The organism is Hymenobacter lapidiphilus, assembly GCF_003417065.2.
Taxonomy (GTDB): Bacteria; Bacteroidota; Bacteroidia; order Cytophagales; family Hymenobacteraceae; genus Hymenobacter.
Window position 1 is genome coordinate 39809 of the sequence record NZ_QVLT01000010.1, and the last position, 19499, is coordinate 59307.

Genomic DNA, 19499 nt, shown 5'->3' on the forward strand with positions numbered 1-19499 from the left:
CGCAGCTAATTGAACCTGATTGGGCGTCTGCAAAAGGAAGCCGTATGCCTGTAGCGCGAAGCTACAGCTGCTCCTCCACGATGCCGCCGGCGGCCCAGCGCAGGGTGGCCTGGGTCTGGGCGTACTTGGCCTGCAGCTCGGCCAGCTTCTGGCTGGCCTCCAGCAGCTTGGTATCGCGCGAGTTGAGCAGGAACACCGAGCTTTCGCCGTTTTCGAAGCGGGTTTGCTCCCCGTCGCGCAGGCGCTGGGCGTTGGCTACTACTTGCTGCTGCAGAGCCAGCTGCTCGCGCAGGGCGGCCCAGCTGTTGGCCACGGTCAGCACCCCGGTTTCGATTTCGCGAGTATCCTGTTGCAGCGCCAGCTCGGTGTCCTGCTGTTTGAGGCGGTTGAGCTGGAGCTTGGCCCGCTCCTGGCGCAGCAGCAAGGGGTAGGCGAAGCTCACGCCCAGCTTGTAGTTGTTCTGCAGGTAGCTGCCACTCAGGCTGGCGGCCTTCTCGGGGGCGAAAGGCTGGCCGGCCTGTAATATATTATAGTCGAGGTTGAGCTTGGGCAGCAGCTTGTTGCGCAGTAGCCGGTTTTCCACGGAAAGCTGCAGCAGCTTGGCGCGGCTCTTCTGCAGCTCCGGATGAATCTGCTGAGCCAGGGCCGTGAGGGCGGCCACCGAATCGGGGGGCAGCGTGCGCCAGTCGGCGGGGCCGGGCAGCAGCTGTGGGCGGGCGGTGAGCGGCAGGTTCAGGGGCTGCTGCTGCTCGTTCCAGAGGTAGTTGCTCAGCAGCAACGTAGCGTTCTGGAACTCCATTTGGGCCTGGCTCAGGTCGGCCTGCCGCTTCTGCAGCTCGCCCAGCGCCTCCACCGAGTCGATGGCCGCCAAATCGCCAAAAATTACGCGCTGGCGCACGGCCCGGAAGCGCACGTCGCCCAGCACCAAGTTCTGGCGGTTCAGCTCCAGCTGGCGGTAGCGCAGCGTCCAGTCCCAGTAATCTTTGGCGGCCTGCAGCAGCAGCTTGTTGAGGGCCCCGCGGCGCTCGGCTTCGGCCAAGCCCTGCAGGGCCTGGGCCTGGCGCACGGCGGCGCGGCGCTCGTCAATCAGCAGGCCCTGGGCCAGCGGCACCGACAGGCCCAGATAGCTCAGGCCGCCCGGGGCGGTGGAGTTTTCGGGGTTGATGTACTGGCCGGTGCCCCGCTCGTAGCCGGCCTTCACCTCGAAGCCGTACCAGACCGGCACCCGCAGCTGGCTGTCCCAGTCGTGGAAATACTCCTGGCCCTTGAAGGTTTTGCCGTAGTACTTGCTGGTGGCGGTAGGGTCGAACAGGCCACGGGCGTAGCGCACCTCCTGGCGGGCACGCTCGGGCAGCAGCCCCGCCTGCCGGGCCACCGGATGGCGCAGCGTCACGTAGGCCAGCAGGTCGGCCAGCCCGAACACCCGCCCCGAATCGGCGCCGGCGCCGGGGCAGCCAGCGGCACCTGGGCGCGGGCGGAGGAGGCGCTCAGCCAAGTCAGCAGCAGAAAAAGAACGATTCGGAAGGGCATTGGCACGTGATGCTACTGGATGGCTTACGCAGTGAGGTAGGCATGTGGCACGAAGCTCCAGCTTCGCGTTACGACCTGATTGGGTAAACCCTATATCAAACTACTGGTCAGATTTGCCCGCAGTGGGCCGGCTCTGCTATCAGTACTCTTCCTCGGCCGACTTCTCGGCTTTGGCATCAGACTTGGCCTGGCCCGGCTGATTGGCGGGCAAGCCGATGAAATCGGGCGGGAAGCCGTTGAGCTGCCGCCAGAGCTCGTACCAGATGGGTACATCATCGAGCAGGGCCCAGCCGAACACGCCGGAGCCCACGCGCAGCAGCTGGGGCCAGGCCTCCAGGTCGGGGTCGGGCGTTACCAGCACCCGGTACTGGCCCTGCGAGTCGATGTTGTCGATAACGGCCACCCGGCCGCCGAAGGTGCCGAAGCTCGTGCCGGGCCAGCCGCTGAACACCAGCGCCGGCCAGCCATCGAACTGCAGGCGCACCTTGCGGCCCACGCTCAGCAGCGGAATGTCCATGGGCTGCACGTACAGCTCGGCGGCCAGCTCGGGCGCGATGGGCATTACCGTAAGCACGGGTTCGCCCTCCTTCACAATCTCGCCGATGCCCTGCTTGAGCGCCCGCACCACGTAGCCGTCCTGCGGGGCCCGGATGGCGTAGTAGCCCGCCCGAATGCTGAGGTTGGCCAGCTCGTTGCGCAGCTTGGCAATCTGGCCCTCCGAATCGAACTGGTAGGCCACGGCCGAGCGGCGGTCCGACTCCGACTTGGCAATTTTGTCCTGGTACTCGGCCTGCAGCGACGAGAGCTCCAGCTGGGAGTTGGTGAGCTCCTGGCGGGAGGCCCCGAGCTTGTTCTGCGACTCCTGCAGCTTGGCGCGCGACTCCTGGAACTTCAGGCGGCGCTGCTCCACTTCGGTCAGGCTTTTCAGGCCCTGGCGGTAGAGCTCCTCCTGGCGGTCGAGCTGGCGCTGGGCAATGGCAAAGTCGTTTTCGGCCGCGCGCAGCCCGGCTTCCTCCGAGCTCACCTTCAGGCGGGTCTGGGCCACTTTGTTGCGGGCCTTATCGAGGCTAACGGCCAGGCCGGCCCGCAGGGCGTCCTGCTGGTCGCCGAGGGCCACGGTTTTACCCTCGTTCTGCTCCAGGGCCGAAATTTTAGCCGCCAGCTGCTGGCGGGTACGCTCCAGCAGTTTGGGGTCGAAGTACTTCTCCTTTATCTCGCTGATTTCGACCAGCGTATCGCCCTTCTGCACCCGCTGGCCCTCGCGCACGTTCCAGCCCACAATGCGGCCGGCAATGGTGCTGGGCACCTGCTGGGGCCGGTCCTGGGGCCGCAAGGTGGTCAGGCGGCCCGTCGAGCGGATGTTCTGGGTCCAGGGCAGAAAGCCGGCGGCAATCGTGAGCACGCCCAGCAAGGCCAGCCAGCGGGCCAGCACCCGCCCCGTGCGCGGCGTCTGCACCCGCCGAAACGAGCGGAAACCGGCCGTTAGCGGGTTGGTTTCTTCCAGAGGATGTTCGGCGAAGGGCATTTTTTAGGAATGTGGTTGGATGTGCGGAATGTGATTGAATGCGGGCGGGTGATGGGGGGGGTGGCGGGGCTTAGAGGCAAAAGAACGGTGTGATGCTGAGCGAAGCCGAAGCATCTCTACCGCAATGCTAATCCTGACGCGGGAGTTGGTTTGACAACGAAGCGGTAGAGGTGCTTCGACTTCGCTCAGCATGACGTCCGCTTTTCTCTCATTTCATCACCTCCTCACCACTCATCCCATCACCGTCGCGTAGTCGCCTTCTTTCACCACACGGCCCTCGTCCAGCAGCGCCAGACGGTGGCAGAGGCGGAGCGTGTCGGGCTCGTGGCTGGCTATCAGCACGGTCCAGGGCTGGCCGGGAGCCAGCAGGCGGCTCAGGATGCGGTGGCGCTCGGCGCGCTCCACGTTCAGCAGCGGGTTATCAAGCAACAGCAAGCGGGGGCGGCTGGCCAGGGCGCGGGCCAGCAGCATCTTCTGGCGGACACTATCGGAGAAGGGTGTACCCACCCCTACTAGCGTATTCAGGCCTTGCGGGCGGGAGTACAACTCGTCGCGCAGGCCCACCAAATCCAGGGCCCAGGCCACGTCGTCGGGCCCGATGCCGGGTTGGTTGAGGGTCAGGTTCTGCAGCAGGCTGCCCTCGAACAGACCGCGGTGCGAGATGTTATCGGCCAGTTCGTTGCTGAGGCTGGTCGGGGTTACATCGCGCAGCGGCAGCCCGTCGTAGGCCACCACCCCGGTGTAATCGGCCAGCAGGCCGGCCAGCACGCTCAGCAGGGTGCTTTTGCCCGAGCCATCGGTGCCGGCCAGACCCAGATTCTCGCCCGCCGCCACACTAAGCGACAGGTTTTCGAGGGTGGCCCGCTCGTTGGCGGGGTAGCGGTAACTCAGGTCGCGCACCTCTACCTGCAGGCCAACAAGCGGGCTGACGGTGGGTAGCACCAGCGTGCCGGTGGCGGCCGGCAACAATGGCAAATCGAGCACGTAGCCGATTTTATCGAGCGAGGTCAGCGCGTCGTACACCACGTCAATCTTGAGCAGCACCTTTTCCATGGCCGAGATGATGAGAATAATCACGATTTCGGCGGCCACGAACTGACCGATGTTGAGCTGCTTGCTAATCAGCAGCCAGCACCCAACAATGAGCAGCGCAGCCGTAATGAGGCCTTTGAAGGCTACAAAGCCCCAGAACTGGGTGATGAGCACCCGAAAGTGGCTTTCGCGGGCCTTCAGGTAGCCCTCCACCAGCTCGTCGGTGCGGCCCAGCGAGAGCTGCTGCCGGGGCGCGTGGCGGAAGGTGTTGACGGTGCGGGCCACGTCTTCGAGCCAGGCCACTACCCGGTACTTATACTTCGACTCGGCCAGGCTGCTGTCGAGGCCGCCGGGGCCGGTCAGGCGGATGAGCACGGCCAGCATCCCAATCAGCAGCAGGCCGAACACGATGAAGATGGGGTGGTAGAAGGAGAGCAGGATCAGGCCGAACAGAATTTGTAGGGCCGCCGCCGAAAACTCAATCAGCAGCGTCGAAAGGCCTTTTTGCAGGGTGGGCGCGTCGAGCAGCCGGTTCATCAGCTCGGGCAGGTACTGGCCATCGAGGTCTTCGGTGCGCACCCGGGGCAGGCGCACGGCAAAATCGAAGCTGATGCGCGCAAACAGCCGGCGCTGCACAAACTCGACCAGATAGAGCTGCATCACCTGCAAGGCCCCTACCCCAAACGTACCCAGCACAATGAAGCTGATGAGCACCACCAGCGAGGTGCTCACGTCGCCGCTGCTCACAAAGCCAATCACCGACTGCACGCCCAGCGGCAGCGTCAGGCTAATGAGGCCCGCCAGCGCCGCATAAATATAGAGGTAGGTGATGTCGCGCCGCTCGGCGTGCAGCAAATTAAAGAGGCGCTGGACGGGTGTGAGCGAAGAAGCGGCAGGTTCAGACATGGATCGGGTTATTCGTTAATCGTTGCACGCTATTAGTTGCTGGCTGCCCGTTTGCCTTCGGTCAGGTTTCTGAATACCAGCAACAAATCACGACCAATGAGCATCAGCGTAGCGCCCCGAAGGCCAGGCTTTCGAGGAAGCGGTACAGAACCGGCTCCTGGCTATCGATGTTTTGCGCATCGGTAAGCCCGGGCAGATGCCGGGCAAAAAAGTGCTGCTTGCGGGCGGCCTCCACCAGGGTGCTCACCAGCGCCAGCGGGAAAGGGTAAGTGGGTGCCAGCTCCACCACAACAGCGGCCACTTCGGCTACCAGCCGCTTGTACTCGCGAAACAAACCGGCCTGGTTGTCCTCGTCCACATCGTGGGTGAGGTAGGCCTTGGAGGCTTCGTTCACTACAATACGGTACAAAGCGGCCTCATCAAGCGAAGTGGTGGTGAGGTCGTCGTGATGGGCACGGGTAAATACGCCCAGAATCAGGCGCAGGCGCTGGGCCGCGTCGGGCACGTTGTGGGTATGGAAACGAATCTGGTAGCGCACCCAGGCCCAATACCACGACACCAGGTACACCAGCAGCCGGTGCTTGTTTTCAAAGTAGCGGTAAAGCGAAGCCTCGGTAGACCCCATCCGTTGGGCCAGCTTCTTGAAAGTGAACTGCTCCAGCCCGATTTCATCAATCAGTTGTACGCTCTCGGCAATCAGGCGGCGGCCCAGTTCAGTGTCCTGCGGGTCGCGCAGGTATAATCGTTCGTTCAGTTCGATGCGAAGGAGTGGATTCATAGTCGGTATCGGTGGAGATAGAAAGGTAGCACTATTCGCGCTGATAGCATTACTAACGGACCGCAGCCCGAGCAGCTCTGCCCCGACCAGGTGCTGCCGATTCATATCCCTTTTGAAACCTGCTGCAAAGGTACCGCGCCCGCCCGGCAGCCGACTTAAAACAGAATTAAATGGGGCTTAAATTTCGATTAAAACGCGCCGATGGATACGCCCCACATCTGGCCCTTTTGCGTCTGCCTCACCCCTTGGCCTCTCTGCTGCTAAAGCAGAGTGGGCCGCAAGGTGAGGCACGACGGCGGGATGAATTCGGCATTCAGCAGCCCGGCGAAAAATCAGCCCGGCAGCATATTATTCTCCCTGCCCCAACGAGAAGGCACGCTGCCCGTCCATGAGGTAGAGGTTTTCGGTTTTGATGACCATGATGCCGGCCTCGGTCAGGCGGTGCTGCAAATCGAGCACCTGCCCGAACTGCACGGGCGTGTAGCCCACCTGGGTAGCGGTAGCCACCGTGGCGTTGGCGGCCACAAACCGGCAGCGCCAGTGGTCGGTGCAGAACGTTTCGGCGTGGCCATCGGGGTACACTTTCACGCCGCGGTTCGTAATGATTTTGAGTTTCAGATCCGGACCTGCCAGCTTGGACAGCATCTCGCCCAGCTCATTAGGCTTGAAGCCACTCCAGCACACGAATATATCGGAGCCCACCAGCTGCTGCTCCACCACGGGCCGCTCGTAGGTTGCTACGGGCCGGGCAGGCGCCGCGGCCGCAGTGGTTTCGCCCGCCTTAAATGGGGCCAGATGCTTCGGCTCGTGGCCCAGGCGTTCTATCACGGCGTCGGCAAAGCCCTCGGTGCTCACTTTGGCGATGCTTGTTTCGGCGCGGTAGATGTCGGCCGTGTGCAGGCCGTCTTCGAGGGCGCAGAGCCAAGCGTTGTGTACCCGGGCGGCCACTTCGGTCTGGCCCAGATGCACGAGCATGAGCACGGCGGCCTGCAACAGGCCCGAGGGGTTGGCAATGCCCCGGCCGGCAATGTCGGGCGCCGAGCCGTGGATGGCTTCGAACAAGGCCCCGTGGTCGCCGATATTGGAGGAGCCGGCCAGCCCTACCGAACCTGCCAGCTGGGCCACCACGTCAGAAATAATGTCGCCGTACAGGTTCAGCGTCACGATTACGTCGTAGCGCTCGGGCGTGTCGGCCAGCCGGGCCGTGCCGATGTCGATAATCTGATGGTCCTGCCCCAGGTCGGGGTACTCCTGCCCTATCTCCATGAACACCCGATGAAACAGCCCGTCGGTGAGCTTCATGATGTTATCCTTGGTCATGCACGTAACGTGCCGGCGGCCGTGGCGGCGGGCGTATTCGAAGGCGTAGCGCACGATTTTCTCGCAGCCCGGCCGGCTCACCAGCTTCAGGCACTGCACCACTTCGGGCGTTTGCTGGTGCTCGATGCCGGCGTAGAGGTCCTCTTCATTCTCGCGCACGATGACGATGTCGAGGTTGGGGTGGCGGGTGAATACGGCCGGATAGAGCGAGCGGGTGGGTCGCACGTTGGCGTACAGGCCCAGGGTTTTGCGCAGCGTTACGTTCAGGCTCTTGTAGCCCCCGCCCAGCGGCGTGGTGATGGGCGCCTTCAGCAGTACGCCCGTGCGCCGCAGCGAGTCCCAGGCCTCCGGCCCGATGCCCGAGGCCTGGCCCGCCAGGTACATCTGTTCGCCAACCTCAATAAACTCGGGCTCGATGGCCGCGCCCGCCGCTTCCAGAATCCGCAGCGTCTGGGTCATGATTTCGGGGCCGATACCGTCGCCGACGGCTACTGTAATGGGTGCTTTGATTGCCATGATGGGTGAGTTGCTAATAGACGATGTTGGCCAGCCTCATGCCGATCCACCGGGCAAATATATGCATACTTCCCAAAATAATAGCTTTACTATCATTGCGTGTAAATCATTTTGAATATTGTAAACCGCTTTTTATCAAATGAGTACGTTTTTTTTAACTGATGAAAATAATTTTTGGCGCTCTACTCTTTACCATAGCAGACCAACCATATGATGATTTTTCTGTATAATAGTAAAGCTATCAATAAAGATGGTTAAACTTCTCGTTTCGATGAAAACTCTCATCCCCTTTCGTGCGGGCCACAACCGCCTGGGTCGCCTGCCAATCCACCCGCTCTCTGCTCTGGCCGCCACTTCCGGCCTAATCAGGCAGTTCCGATTCCGGGTGCTGCCTGATATGCTTTCTGTATTCACGCACTACTGTCAGCTGCATCAGGCCTTGCTGCTAGCCCTGTTGCTGGCCGGTTTTGCTGCCGGCCCCTTGGCAGCCCAGCCTACCAGCCCGGCCACAGCGGCAACGGGGGTGTCGTTCGAACGGGTTATTATGCCCGGATATGAGTTGCAGTACCGAGTGCCGACCACCTGGCAAACCACCCGGCAAAATCTCGATTCGACTGTGCTGATGACCTACGTAAGCCCCGACCAGAGCATGCTGTTGTTCATCAGCAAGCTGCGGGGCGGGGCCGATAACCTCACGCCCGGTCAGGCCCTGTACCAGCTCACCGAGCAGTTCGGGGTGCCCGTCAACAAGCAGTACGCAACATCCTACCATGGCCTGAGCTTCCTGGAAACCACCGGCACAGGCCAGATAGACGGCCGTATGCTGCGCTACGACGCGCTGGCGGCCCATCATCGGGGCCACGTGGTGCTCATCTACCTGCTGGCCACGCCCGACGCCTTTCTCACGCACGAGCCCATGATTCAGGAAATTCTGCACAGCTTGGCTCCTTTTTCGGAGCCGAAGCAGCGGCGGCGCTAGGCAGCGGCGCCCTGATACCGCATCCTCCCTCACCTGTTTATCCCACTATGATAATCTTCAACCTGCTTACCCTCAATGCCAAACATGCCCGCCATGTTACCCAGCTGATGCTGACGCAACACATGGCCAACGACGTGTTTGTGGACGAAGCCATAGCCAACCACTACCTCACGCTCCAGGGCACGGTGGCCGAGCAACCCCTCCACCGGGTTATCTTCATCACCAAGGCCCTGCTCTACCGCCGCATCGAAGAGTTATTGGAGGAGCACTTCCCCGACAATGATTTCCGCATTTACGCTACGCCCGTTACGCAGGTCAATGCGGCCGAGGCCGAGCGGGTGCGGCAGCTGCACAAAGCCTAGACCGCCCCGCGCTTCCGTAGGGCCGGCGTCTGCCCGATTTCAACCCGGCCGCAACTGCGTACCTTTGGCGCACGGGCCGCGCTGGTGGTGGCCCCATGGTTGTTCCGCTTTTTCCTGGCTTTTCGGTCTATGAGGTTATCTGCCTTCCTGCCCCTGGTACTGCTCTGTGCTGGCCTGGCTGCTGCTCCGCCGCTGCGGGCCCAGTCGTCGCGGCCGGCGGCCAAACCGGCCGGGCCGGCTGCTACCGCGCCGCGGGCCAAGCCAACGGCCGCGCCGGCCACCATGCCACCACCACCGGCCGGCCTGGGTTCGCCCGACCAGGATTTGCGCTACAAAAACGGAAAGATTTTGGTGGAGCAGGGCCGCTACGCGCTGGCCATGCAGGAGCTGGAACCCCTCACGCTTCCGGCCGCCAAATTCGTGCGCGCTCCCGAAGCAGCTTATCTGTACGCTGTGGCTGCCAGCCGGGCCAAGAAATGGGCCGAGGCCGAGCAGATGCTCAATCTGCTGCGCAACCGCTACCCCAGCTGGAGTGGCTTGTCTGAGGCCCTGTTTCTGCAGGGCCAGATATCATTTGAGCAGAAGGATTACCCCAATGCCCTGGCGGTGCTCAATGAGCTGCCCACCAACGCTCTGACGACCGAGCGGACCAACATGGAAGCCGCCTACCTGCCTCGCATCAGCGAAAAAGCCGTTTTTCAGGCGCTGGTGAAAGCATTCCCGCAGGATGTGGCCCTGGGCCGGGCCTACGCCGACAAGCTAGTGAGCGGCGGCTGGTACACGCCCGCCGACCAGGCCCAGCTCGACCAGCTCATCAGCCGCTTTAAGCTCGACCGCAACGCCTACACGCCCCGGCCGGGCGGTGCCAAAAAAGGCAGCTACAACATTGGCGTACTGCTGCCCTTCGAGTTCAACGACACCAGCTGGGAGAAGCGCCGCCGCAACCAGTTCGTAACCGACCTGTACGCTGGCCTGCGCCTGGCCCAGGATTCGCTGCAGCGGGCCGGCCGGCCGGTGCAGCTCTTCGCCTACGATACCGGTGCCGATACCGTGCAGCTCAAGCAGGTGCTAACGCTGCCCGAACTAGCTGGCATGGACCTCATTATCGGCCCTATCTATAAGTCGGGTTCCAAGATTCTGGCCCAATACGCCCAGCAGCACCAGATTGCCGTTGTCAATCCGCTTTCGCAGGATGGCACTCTGGTAACTGACAATGCCTGGCACTACCTGTTTGAGCCCGGCACGGCCACCCAGGCGCAGCAGGCGGCCCAGTTTGCCTACACCCGCCTGGGGGGGCCACGCACGGCCGTGGTACTCTACGAGGACACCAACGACGAAACTGCTTTCGGCCTGGCCTACAAGCAGGCCTACGAGGCGCTGGGCGGCAAAGTGCTCCAGCTGCGCCGCATTAAGTCCGACGACGAAACTACGCTGGCCGCGGGCTTTGGGGGCATCGATTTAAAGACCGTTGGCCACCTCGTAGTGGCTTCGGATAATCCCAAGGCCGGCGTGTTCACGCTTTCGGCCATGCGGGTGCAGAGCGCCAAGCCCCCACTCATTGCCTACGCCTCCTGGCTCGACAACAACCGCATCTCGCTCGGCCAGCTCGACTCGCGCGACATCTACTTTATTCACCCGAAGTACCTCGACCGCAACAGTGCCGGGGTGCGGCGGGTGCGCCAGCTCTACATCCAGCAGCTTAATCTGCCGCCCTCCGTATTTGCCTACACTGGCTTCGAGCTGCTATACTACTTCGGCAGCCAGCTGCACCAGTATGGCCCGGCCTTCCAGCAGCCGCTGGCCAACGGCGGGCCAGTATCCGGGGCCGTGTTCCAGGGCATCGGTTACCCCAACGGTGCCCACGACAACCAGTACGTGCCCATTACCAAGCTCGAACGCCTCGAAGTGGAAGTGCTAAACCCAGTGGGCTTCCGGTAGGTTGTAAGAACTGTCATTCCGACGAAGGCGGAATCTGGGTAAACTGGCTTGAACAGTTTCGATTTCGCACAACGATTTAATCCCGATTCCTCCTTCGTCGGAATGACAGAACTAGTTTTTGTCATTCTGCACATTCGTTTTCTATGTCCGCTCCCACTTCCACCGCTCCTACGCTCAACCTTGCTACTTCCGATACGCTTTTCACCCGCGCCCAGCACCACATTCCGGGGGGCGTAAACTCGCCGGTGCGGGCCTTCCGGGCCGTGGGCGGGCACCCGGTGTTCATGCAGTCGGCCAAGGGTGCCTGGCTGACTGATGTAGACGGCAACCAGTACCTCGACTTTATCAACTCTTGGGGCCCGATGATTCTGGGCCACGCCCCCGACCTGGTAGTGGACGCCGTACGCGCCGCGGCCGGCGACTCACTTTCGTTCGGGGCTCCCACCCGCCGCGAGGTGGAAATGGCCGAGCTGATCAAGAAAATGGTGCCCAGCATCGAGAAGGTGCGGCTGGTAAACTCAGGCACCGAGGCCACCATGTCGGCCATCCGGGTGGCGCGGGGCTACACCGGGCGCGACAAAATCATCAAGTTCGAGGGCTGCTACCACGGCCACGGCGACTCATTTCTGATTGCCGCCGGCTCGGGGGCCCTCACGCTCGGCGCGCCCGATTCGCCCGGCGTAACCCAGGGCGTGGCCCTGGATACCCTCACGGCCCCCTACAACGACCTGGAAGCCACCGAGCGGCTGATTCTGGCCAACGAAGGCCAGGTAGCTGCCCTGATTCTGGAGCCGGTAGTGGGCAATATGGGCCTGGTGATACCGGCCGAGGGCTACCTGCAGGGCCTGCGCGAGCTGTGCACCCGCCACGGCATCGTGCTCATTTTCGATGAGGTGATGACCGGTTTCCGCCTCGCCCGCGGCGGCGCCCAGGAGTTGTTCGGCGTGGTGCCCGATATGACCACGCTGGGCAAAATCATCGGCGGCGGCATGCCCGTGGGCGCCTACGGTGGCCGCCAGGACATTATGGACCAGGTGGCCCCTGCCGGCAAGGTGTACCAGGCGGGCACGCTTTCGGGCAACCCCATTGCCACCGCCGCCGGCATCGCCCAGCTCACCTACCTGCACGAGCACCCCGAGCTGTACACCGAGCTGGACCGCATTACGGCCCGCCTCGCCGACGGTACCCGCCAGATTTGCGCCGATTTGGGCCTCAACTACACCGTCAACCGCGTAGGCTCGATGTTTAGCGTCTTCTTCACCGACCAGCCCGTTTCCAACCTCGACGACGCCAAAACGTCCGACACCGAGGCGTTCGGCCGCTACTTCCGGGCCATGCTCAACCGCGGCATCTACCTGGCTCCGGCCCTGTATGAAGCCCTGTTCGTCAGCATCTCCATGACCGACGAGCTGGTAGACGTGTACCTCACTGCCTGCCGCGAGTCGATGATAGAAGCGCACGGCCTATAGAAATTAGGGATTAGGGAAGAACGTCATTCAGAGCGCAGCGAAGAATCTCGCGTGCTAAAGTAATCCTGTCGCAGGAAATTGCTTTGGCACGCGAGATTCTTCGCTGCGCTCTGAATGACGTTCTTTTAGCTAACAACTAATCACTAAAAACCCGACCTTTGCGCGAATCAACCGCGCATACATGTTTCGATTTCGCCCGCTGCCACTGCTTTTTCTGTTGCTGGGCCTTGTGCTGCCACTGCTGCTGGCAGCTCAATCCACTACTGGTCCGGCCGCGGCCAACAAGCGCCTTTTCGACCGCACCGTAGACGAGCTCAACTTCCGGACAATGGAGACGGTGTACGATAAGTCGTTCGCCCGCGCCAAGTATCCGGTGAGCCTGCGCGCCACGAAGCCCGGGCCGAGTTCGATACCTACTTTGGCCGCGACGACCTCAAGAAGCTGTTCCGCAACTATAACGGCGTGTCGGAGCGGTTTAAGGGCCGGTTTGGGAAAGGGCGCACCGATTTGCTGGAGTTCGAAAAGCAGCTCAACAGCCTGCTGGTCGACCGCAACTTCGAGTTCTTCATCCGGGTATTGCCCCGCGACGAGCGGGTGGCATTGGTACGCACCCTGCAGCGCGTTATCAAGCAGAGCGCGGCTCAGTTCAATGCCTCGCAGGATCCTGCCCCCGATGAACTAGCCGCTGATGGCGCTACTGTGCCCCCGGCCGCCGACGGTGCGGCCCCCGCCACGCTGCGCGGGCCCGCCGCCGTAGCCGAAGACCCACAGCCCCAGCCCGAAGCCGACCTGGCCTCTGCGCCCGCCTACGCTGGCCCCCGCCCCCTCGACGTGCCCGCCCGCCACGACTGGCTCGACTATCTGAGCCTTATGCTACTCATCGGCTCGTTTCTTCTGCTGCTTTACCTGGTGCTCAGCGTAGTGCCGGCGCTGCAGCAGCGCCTTGATGCAGTTTTGCCTGCTTCCTACGCCGATTCCGACGACGAACCCGAGCCCGCACCTCAGCGGCCGCGCCGTGCTGCGTCGCGTGCCCTACCCGAAGACCGCTACGAAGAGGAGGAGGACAACTAAGTAAAGGCCGAGAGTGAGAGGCGGGCCATCAGGCTCTTCGCGCAAAGTGGAGCGTACCATCCGGACCTGCCGTCATCTTAGTCTTTAACCCTTAATTTTCACTTGTAAAGATGATTCTTTCCGACCAGCAGATTCTCGCCGAAATAGAGCGGGGCACCATTGTAATAGCGCCTTACGAGCGGAGCTGCCTGGGCACCAACTCCTACGACGTGCACCTGGGCCGCTACCTGGCCACCTACCGCGACGCGGTACTCGACGCCCGCAAGCACAACAAAATTGACGTGTTCGAAATCCCGGCTGAAGGCTTTGTGCTGGAGCCTGGCACCCTGTATCTGGGCGTAACCGAGGAGTACACCGAAACCCACGCCCACGTGCCGTTTTTAGAGGGGAAGAGCAGCGTCGGCCGCCTCGGCATCGACATTCATGCCACCGCCGGCAAAGGCGACATCGGCTTTTGCAACACCTGGACGCTGGAAATCAGCGTGTCGATGCCCGTGCGCATCTATTACGGCATGCCGGTAGGCCAGCTTATCTACTTCACGGTAGAGGGCGAGGTGGAAAACCTCTACAACAGCAAGCCCAACGCCAAGTACAACCAGCGCACGGTAAAGCCCGTGGAGTCGATGATGTGGAAGAACGATTTTTAAACGCCGATTAGCTGAACCCGTAGCTACTTATGCAGCCCGCGGGGTGGCCTCGGCCGCCCCACGGGCTGCACTTTTTTTAAGGGGCCTGGAGCGGCTGAAGCGCTTTAAGTAAACTACCTGGCATAATTTTTCGTTAGCATGGGGCAAGCCCCTGCCTACAAGCCGGCTGGCAATCAAGGCTCCGGCCTTGTTCAATCTCTTCACGCTATTCATCCCCGATGAAAAAGATACTTGCCCTCGCCTCCGCCCTACTCCTGACTTCACTCGGCGCCTACGCTCAGCAGCGGGCTCCGCTGGTTACCAAGCAGGACGCAACCAAACCGTCTTCCCGCCTAAACCCCGGCCAGCAGCGGGCTCAAGAGCTGTCGTATCAGATGACGCGTGATTTGCGCCTTAACGGCTACCAGAAATCCCGTGTCCAGGCCATCAACGAAAACAAGCAGGCCCGCATTCTTGCCATCATTCAGCAGAACGCCGGCAACGATAAGCTTGTTAAGGACCAGTGCGACGTCGTGTGCAAGGAGCGGGATAAGGAGTTGCAGTCGGTGCTCAGCACCGACCAGTACAGCAACTACTACGGCTCGCGCCGCGAGTACAATGCTTTCAGCATGAACTACAAGACCCAGACCACCAACGACGCCTTTGTGAAGTCGGTGAAGGACCCGGCTCCGGCCAGCAGCAAGGGCGCCACCATCGGCCCCGCCACCTCTATCAAAGCCAAATAGCGTCCTTGAGCCAACATAAAAAGCCCCGTCGGCATGGTGCCGGCGGGGCTTTCTGGTATTTAGCTGCCTGTCAATTTTGGTGGCTCGCAGGTTCCGCGCTTACTTCTGCTGGCGCTGCTCCTCCTCGATGTGATCCATCAATTGGCGGCATAGCTCGCGCATTTTGGTGGCCATAAACGAGTCGTTGGTGGCCGTCAGCACGCTCTCGGCCATGGCCCCGATGGTGTCCACGTAGAAGTGCTTCATCTCATCGACGGGCATATCCTTGGTCCAGAGGTCGATTTTCATCGTTCCGGCCTCGTCCCGGTCCCAGAGGGAGATATTGATGGCCTTGGCAAAGTGGATATCAGGCCCCGCATCGGTGGCCGACCAGCTGATGGCCTCGGGCACTTTCTGGTCGTCGAGGGCAATACTAAAGCGGATTTCAGACTTCTTCATCACAGATGTTGCAGATGGTGCAGATTACGCAGATGCAGACGATTTCATACGCCTCTACGCTTTGCTCATCATTCTAATTCGAAACTGTACTCTAACTGAAAGTTGAACAGCGGTGCAGTTGTCGTCTGCATCTGCGTAATCTGCACCATCTGCAACATCTGTGATTAGACGTAGTTGTTGAGCATCACTGGCATCACCAGCATCAGGATGCTCTCGTGGTCGTCGGGGGTGGTGGGCATGAGCAGGCCGGCGCGGTTGGGCGTGCTCAACTCCAAGGTAATTTCCTCCGAGTCGATGTTGGAGAGCATTTCCTGCAGGAATTTGGCGTTGAAGCCGATTTCCATGTCTTCGCCGTCGTACTGGCAGGCCAGCTTCTCGTTGGCTTCGTTGCTGAAGTCGAGGTCTTCGGCCGAAACCGTGAGTTCGGAACCCGCGAGGCGCAGGCGCACCTGATGGGTGGTTTTATTCGAGTAAATGCTGATGCGCTTCACCGAGTTCAGCAGTTCCTGGCGGCTGATGATGAGCTTGTTGGGGTTGCTGACCGGAATAACGTTCTCGTAATCGGGGTAGCGCTCATCAATCAGGCGGCACACGAGGCGCATCTGGTTGAAGCTGAAGAAGGCGTTGGAGCCATTGAACTCCATACGTACGGGCGTGGCTTCGGAGGGCAGCGCGCCTTTCAGTAGGTTGAAGGCCTTACGCGGAACGATGATGTTCGAGGTCTGGCCCGCGCCCACGTCGGAGCGGCGGTAGCGCAGCAGGCGGTGGCCGTCGGTGGCCACGAAGGTTACCTGGTTGTCGGCCAGCTGCACCAGAATGCCGGTCATGGCCGGGCGCAACTCATCGGTGCTGACAGCGAAGATGGTTTTATTGATGGCCCGTGCCAGCGTGGAGGAAGGCATTTCGACCGGGGCCGTGCCCTTTACTACCGGCACGCGGGGGAAATCGGTGGCATTTTCGCCGGCCAGCTTGTAGCGGCCGTTGCTGCTGGCAATTTCGATGCTGTAAGTTTCCTCGTCCAGTGTGAAGGTCACAGGCTGGTCGGGCAGGTTTTTGAGCGTGTCGAGCAGAATGCGGGCCGGGGCGGCAATGCGGCCGCTTTCGCGGGCTTCCACGGGCAGCTCGGTTATCATGCTCGTCTCCAGGTCGGAGGCCGTAATCGTCAGCTTGCCATCCTCGATTTCAAAGAGGAAGTTCTCCAGAATGGGCACCACGGGGTTGTTCGTAACCACGCCGTTGATGCTCTGGAGCTGCTTGAGCAGGGCGGAAGACGAGACGATGAACTTCATAGGAGGAGTTGGGTTGGAGGCAGTTTGGGGAGTGGACAAAGATAGGCAACGGGGTCGGGGTTTTCTAACGGGCCCGGCCGGAGCGGCCGGGGAATATTACAGCCTTGATTTCAGCTTGGGGAAACGACTTCTGCAGGGCCTCCGCCCTCACCGCCGCCATCCACAATTCACCGACCGATGGTATGGCTCCTCACTGCTACCCAATAGCGGACCAGATGGCAGACCCGAGTGCGAATAATCCTGTCGCTGCCAATACCAGTAGCAGCACTACACCCAACCCTTGCATCAGGCTCGTTATCAGCGCCGAGCCAGCCGTGGCGTAACGGCCACCATAGCGTTGCGCCAGTTGCTCCAGCACCCGGCGCGGCCGCCAGTAGCGCAGGTTTAGGTATACGAAGCCAGTGCAGGCCTTAACAGCGTGCCAAATGGAGCCTAGCAGTGTTTCAAAAACAACTTCGCCGATAAATTCACCGAGCATATATTGCAACCTGTTTAGCTGACTGGATACTCCTGAATGAGTCATGCAAGTCCGGCTTATGTCCTAAGCAACAGCTTTTAATTCGTCGATATTTTATGAAATTACCAACAACGCGTAGGCATTGGGTACTGACTTTGCTTTTGTCGACGGGTATCTCAATTCAGGGATGCGACCGGGACGAATGCGGATGCGGCAGAATAGAAGGAAACTATTTTGATATTAAGGGAATATCTGCCGATAATTTTAAGAAGCGGGGTACTTGCTGCAGCGACAGAGTCAGTTCCGGACAAGAAGTCAAACTTGAAGATTACTCCCTCATTGTCAGGTATTCTGTCTCGTATTTTTCGAGGCAAACCCATCAGAATCATCAGGCACCTTTCTCCCTAATCAGCCAAGCTTACGCCTGCACTTGCAGGACTAATGGCGGACTGGGTTCAAAGGAAAAGCTCAAGAGTTTCACAGTGGTTACGCTAAACAACTTCGACGCCCAACATCAAGCTAATGACACTATCAACGATTTACTCACGATTTCAACTGCATCCGGAGCCTTCGACTTATCAACTGGTATAAAAACTGATACTACTTCTATAAAACAAACCGACTATAGCCTGCTGCTAAAGAAGAAGCCGGTTGCTGATTTTGCTGCTAGAATAAGTGTTGAGCTACAAAACGGCGAAGTGTATACCTCTACTACCGAATCGGTTAGAATCCGGTAGTGACACAAGACGTTTAAAACCGCGCGTACCGGCGCTTGCGGCGCCAGGCGCGCACGGCTCCGAAGAGGCCTAGCAGCACCAGCGGGGCGGCCAGGTTCAGCAGCTGCCAGCCGCGGCGTTCGGCCACTACGCGCAGCTTATCGAGGGGGCGGAGCGTGATTTGCTTGCCGCGCACGGCAATCAGGCCCGACTGATCGAGCATGTAATCGACGGCGTTGAGGACCAGCTCGCGGTTGGCGAATTCAGTGGGCGCGAGCCGGTCGAAACCTAAGCGCATGGGGCGGCCGGTTTTGGGGTCGATATCGTTGCGCACGAAGTCGCCGTCGGAGATGACGAGCACTTTGGCAGGGCGGTTTTCGGGGCTGGTATCGGGCAGGAAGCGGTTGGTGCCGGGTTCGGCGCGGTTGGCGAACAGCGAGCGGAACCGTCCTTCGAGCAGGTAGCCCACCGGCTTGTTCTGGGCCGTGTAGAGCTTAGGGTCGGGCGGCATGCGGGCGTCGTTGAGATTGACGGGCACCGGCGAGGGCAGCACCCGCGTGTAGCGCGAGGTGAACAACAGGGGCGTTTTACGGACGCCCACGGCCTTCACCGTATCAATACTGCTCACGAATTTGGTGTACACCGCGTCGAGGTTGCGGGTGATGGGGTGCGGGCTGAACTGGTTGATGAGCGGGTAGAACTGCCAGGGCATGGGCTCGACCTTGGGCTTGTCGCCGTTCATGCCCGTCACCAGTGGAATGACGCCCGAATTGAGGTCGAGTAGCAAATCGGGGTTGATGCGCAGGCCGTACTTGAACAGCATATCCTCCAAGTTCAGGCTGAGCGGGAAAGCGAGCATACCGCCACGGCTGGCGCTGTCGAGGTTGACGCGCATGGCATCCACGAAAAACAGCGCGTTGCCGCCGTGGGTGATGAACTGGTCGAGCTTGAACTTCTCGGGTTCGGTGTAGGGCTGGGCTGGCTTGGCCACGATGAGGGCGCTGAGCGAGGCCAGGTCTTTGGGGCGCGACTTGTCCAGGCTCACCCGAAAAACGTCGTAGTCACGGCTCAGGGAGCCAATCAGGTCGCCGGCCTCAATGTTGGTCAACTCGCCGTGGCCTTCCACCACACCGATGCGCTGGCGCTTGCCGGGGCTGAGCCGGCGGATGGCGCTGGCCAGCTCGTACTCCAGCCCCTCGATGCTCTGGTTGAGGCGCACTTCGGGCGACTCGGCCTGGTTGCCGCGCAGCAGCAGTACCTTCTCCTCCTTGCCCCCGGCGGCCACTACGGCCCAGGGGAAGATGATTTTCTCGGTACGCTTACCGTTGTCGTTTGCACCGAGGTTGGTGGGCGTCAGGCCCTTTTTGAACAGGGTTTGGTAGAACTCGTTGCGGGCCTGCTCGGTGGCCGCTGCCGAGGGGTCGATAAACACAAAATGCAGATTGGCGCCACCGTACACGCGCATTTCGGTCAGGGTTTCGCGCACGCCCTGCTGCAGGCGGCGGAAGGCGGGCGGGAAGTCGCCATCCAGGTACACGGTCACGGTCACGGGCTGCGGTAGCTTCTCCAGCAGCTCCTTCGTGGCCCCCGACATGGTATAGCGCTTGTCCTCCGTCAGGTCGAGCCGAAAAAAGAACAGGCTACCCAGAAAACTGAGCAGTAGCAGCGCCCCCAGCAGCAGCGCAAACCGGGTCAGGTCGTTTTTCTTTTGAGCTCTTAGCGGAGAGCTGTTAGCTGTCAGCTCCTGTTCTGATTCCGTGCTCACAAATACACCTTGAAAAGTCGTTCATAATTACTCTCA

At 60.9% G+C, this 19499-nt stretch carries 17 protein-coding genes; 8 read left to right on the forward strand and 9 right to left on the reverse strand.

The window, feature by feature from the left end:
• Positions 1-61 precede the first annotated feature (61 nt).
• The 5 genes from D0N36_RS07925 to D0N36_RS07945 form a co-directional block, all read right to left on the reverse strand.
• Positions 62-1495 carry a TolC family protein gene (locus D0N36_RS07925; protein ID WP_116940866.1) on the reverse strand — a complete coding sequence of 478 codons (1434 nt, stop codon included), beginning with the start codon at positions 1493-1495 and terminating at the stop codon, positions 62-64.
• A gap of 174 nt (positions 1496-1669) precedes the next feature.
• Positions 1670-3055, reverse strand: coding sequence for an HlyD family secretion protein (locus D0N36_RS07930; protein ID WP_116940867.1), 1386 nt, complete (start codon positions 3053-3055; stop codon positions 1670-1672).
• Between the two features lie 231 nt (positions 3056-3286).
• Positions 3287-4993: a peptidase domain-containing ABC transporter gene (locus D0N36_RS07935; RefSeq protein ID WP_116940868.1), complete on the reverse strand. Its 1707-nt coding sequence runs from the start codon at positions 4991-4993 to the stop codon at positions 3287-3289.
• Between the two features lie 103 nt (positions 4994-5096).
• Positions 5097-5771, reverse strand: a complete 675-nt coding sequence (locus D0N36_RS07940) for a TetR/AcrR family transcriptional regulator (protein ID WP_116940869.1) — start codon at positions 5769-5771, stop codon at positions 5097-5099.
• A 348-nt stretch (positions 5772-6119) separates the two neighbouring features.
• Positions 6120-7607, reverse strand: coding sequence for an NADP-dependent isocitrate dehydrogenase (locus D0N36_RS07945; protein WP_116940870.1), 1488 nt, complete (start codon positions 7605-7607; stop codon positions 6120-6122).
• 271 nt (positions 7608-7878) lie between these two features.
• Here D0N36_RS07945 and D0N36_RS07950 point away from each other — a divergent pair, with 271 nt between their 5' ends.
• The 7 genes from D0N36_RS07950 to D0N36_RS07980 all read left to right on the forward strand — a co-directional run bounded on the left by D0N36_RS07950 (position 7879) and on the right by D0N36_RS07980 (position 14798).
• On the forward strand, positions 7879-8586 hold the full coding sequence (locus D0N36_RS07950; RefSeq protein WP_116940871.1) for a hypothetical protein: 708 nt from the start codon (positions 7879-7881) through the stop codon (positions 8584-8586).
• Positions 8587-8633: 47 nt separating this feature from the next.
• The gene (locus D0N36_RS07955) at positions 8634-8948 is read left to right on the forward strand and encodes a hypothetical protein (RefSeq protein ID WP_116940872.1); all 315 of its coding nucleotides are present in this window, start codon (positions 8634-8636) and stop codon (positions 8946-8948) included.
• A gap of 129 nt (positions 8949-9077) precedes the next feature.
• Positions 9078-10886 carry an ABC transporter substrate-binding protein gene (locus D0N36_RS07960; protein WP_116940873.1) on the forward strand — a complete coding sequence of 603 codons (1809 nt, stop codon included), beginning with the start codon at positions 9078-9080 and terminating at the stop codon, positions 10884-10886.
• Between the two features lie 143 nt (positions 10887-11029).
• Complete coding sequence (hemL, locus tag D0N36_RS07965; protein ID WP_116940874.1) at positions 11030-12355, forward strand: glutamate-1-semialdehyde 2,1-aminomutase; 1326 nt, start codon at positions 11030-11032, stop codon at positions 12353-12355.
• A 462-nt stretch (positions 12356-12817) separates the two neighbouring features.
• Positions 12818-13426 (forward strand): hypothetical protein, encoded by a 609-nt coding sequence (locus tag D0N36_RS07970; RefSeq protein ID WP_116940875.1) that lies wholly within the window; start codon positions 12818-12820, stop codon positions 13424-13426.
• A 110-nt stretch (positions 13427-13536) separates the two neighbouring features.
• Entirely contained in the window at positions 13537-14073 is a 537-nt protein-coding gene (gene dcd, locus D0N36_RS07975) for a dCTP deaminase (RefSeq protein ID WP_116940876.1), read from the forward strand.
• A gap of 218 nt (positions 14074-14291) precedes the next feature.
• Positions 14292-14798: a hypothetical protein gene (locus D0N36_RS07980; RefSeq protein WP_116940877.1), complete on the forward strand. Its 507-nt coding sequence runs from the start codon at positions 14292-14294 to the stop codon at positions 14796-14798.
• A 99-nt stretch (positions 14799-14897) separates the two neighbouring features.
• Here D0N36_RS07980 and gldC read toward each other — a convergent pair whose 3' ends face one another.
• The 3 genes from gldC to D0N36_RS07995 all read right to left on the reverse strand — a co-directional run bounded on the left by gldC (position 14898) and on the right by D0N36_RS07995 (position 17003).
• Positions 14898-15236 (reverse strand): gliding motility protein GldC, encoded by a 339-nt coding sequence (gldC, locus tag D0N36_RS07985; protein WP_092737228.1) that lies wholly within the window; start codon positions 15234-15236, stop codon positions 14898-14900.
• 164 nt (positions 15237-15400) lie between these two features.
• The gene (gene dnaN / locus D0N36_RS07990; RefSeq protein ID WP_116940878.1) at positions 15401-16525 is read right to left on the reverse strand and encodes a DNA polymerase III subunit beta; all 1125 of its coding nucleotides are present in this window, start codon (positions 16523-16525) and stop codon (positions 15401-15403) included.
• A gap of 196 nt (positions 16526-16721) precedes the next feature.
• Positions 16722-17003 (reverse strand): hypothetical protein, encoded by a 282-nt coding sequence (locus tag D0N36_RS07995; protein ID WP_116940879.1) that lies wholly within the window; start codon positions 17001-17003, stop codon positions 16722-16724.
• A gap of 95 nt (positions 17004-17098) precedes the next feature.
• Here D0N36_RS07995 and D0N36_RS08000 point away from each other — a divergent pair, with 95 nt between their 5' ends.
• Positions 17099-17719, forward strand: coding sequence for a hypothetical protein (locus tag D0N36_RS08000; protein ID WP_147320795.1), 621 nt, complete (start codon positions 17099-17101; stop codon positions 17717-17719).
• Positions 17720-17732: 13 nt separating this feature from the next.
• Here the strand turns inward: D0N36_RS08000 and gldG are convergent, their stop codons facing one another.
• Positions 17733-19463 carry a gliding motility-associated ABC transporter substrate-binding protein GldG gene (gene gldG, locus D0N36_RS08005; RefSeq protein WP_242478837.1) on the reverse strand — a complete coding sequence of 577 codons (1731 nt, stop codon included), beginning with the start codon at positions 19461-19463 and terminating at the stop codon, positions 17733-17735.
• Positions 19464-19499 lie beyond the last annotated feature (36 nt).

Excerpts from the sequence above, each read along its gene's own strand:
- D0N36_RS07930 (WP_116940867.1), bottom strand. The coding sequence starts at position 3,055 with ATGCCCTTCGCCGAACATCCTCTGGAAGAAACCAACCCGCTAACGGCC.
- D0N36_RS07935 (WP_116940868.1), bottom strand. The coding sequence starts at position 4,993 with ATGTCTGAACCTGCCGCTTCTTCGCTCACACCCGTCCAGCGCCTCTTT.
- D0N36_RS07940 (WP_116940869.1), bottom strand. The coding sequence starts at position 5,771 with ATGAATCCACTCCTTCGCATCGAACTGAACGAACGATTATACCTGCGC.
- D0N36_RS07945 (WP_116940870.1), bottom strand. The coding sequence starts at position 7,607 with ATGGCAATCAAAGCACCCATTACAGTAGCCGTCGGCGACGGTATCGGC.
- D0N36_RS07950 (WP_116940871.1), top strand. The coding sequence starts at position 7,879 with ATGAAAACTCTCATCCCCTTTCGTGCGGGCCACAACCGCCTGGGTCGC.
- D0N36_RS07955 (WP_116940872.1), top strand. The coding sequence starts at position 8,634 with ATGATAATCTTCAACCTGCTTACCCTCAATGCCAAACATGCCCGCCAT.
- D0N36_RS07960 (WP_116940873.1), top strand. The coding sequence starts at position 9,078 with ATGAGGTTATCTGCCTTCCTGCCCCTGGTACTGCTCTGTGCTGGCCTG.
- hemL (WP_116940874.1), top strand. The coding sequence starts at position 11,030 with ATGTCCGCTCCCACTTCCACCGCTCCTACGCTCAACCTTGCTACTTCC.
- dcd (WP_116940876.1), top strand. The coding sequence starts at position 13,537 with ATGATTCTTTCCGACCAGCAGATTCTCGCCGAAATAGAGCGGGGCACC.
- D0N36_RS07980 (WP_116940877.1), top strand. The coding sequence starts at position 14,292 with ATGAAAAAGATACTTGCCCTCGCCTCCGCCCTACTCCTGACTTCACTC.
- gldC (WP_092737228.1), bottom strand. The coding sequence starts at position 15,236 with ATGAAGAAGTCTGAAATCCGCTTTAGTATTGCCCTCGACGACCAGAAA.
- dnaN (WP_116940878.1), bottom strand. The coding sequence starts at position 16,525 with ATGAAGTTCATCGTCTCGTCTTCCGCCCTGCTCAAGCAGCTCCAGAGC.
- D0N36_RS07995 (WP_116940879.1), bottom strand. The coding sequence starts at position 17,003 with ATGCTCGGTGAATTTATCGGCGAAGTTGTTTTTGAAACACTGCTAGGC.
- D0N36_RS08000 (WP_147320795.1), top strand. The coding sequence starts at position 17,099 with ATGAAATTACCAACAACGCGTAGGCATTGGGTACTGACTTTGCTTTTG.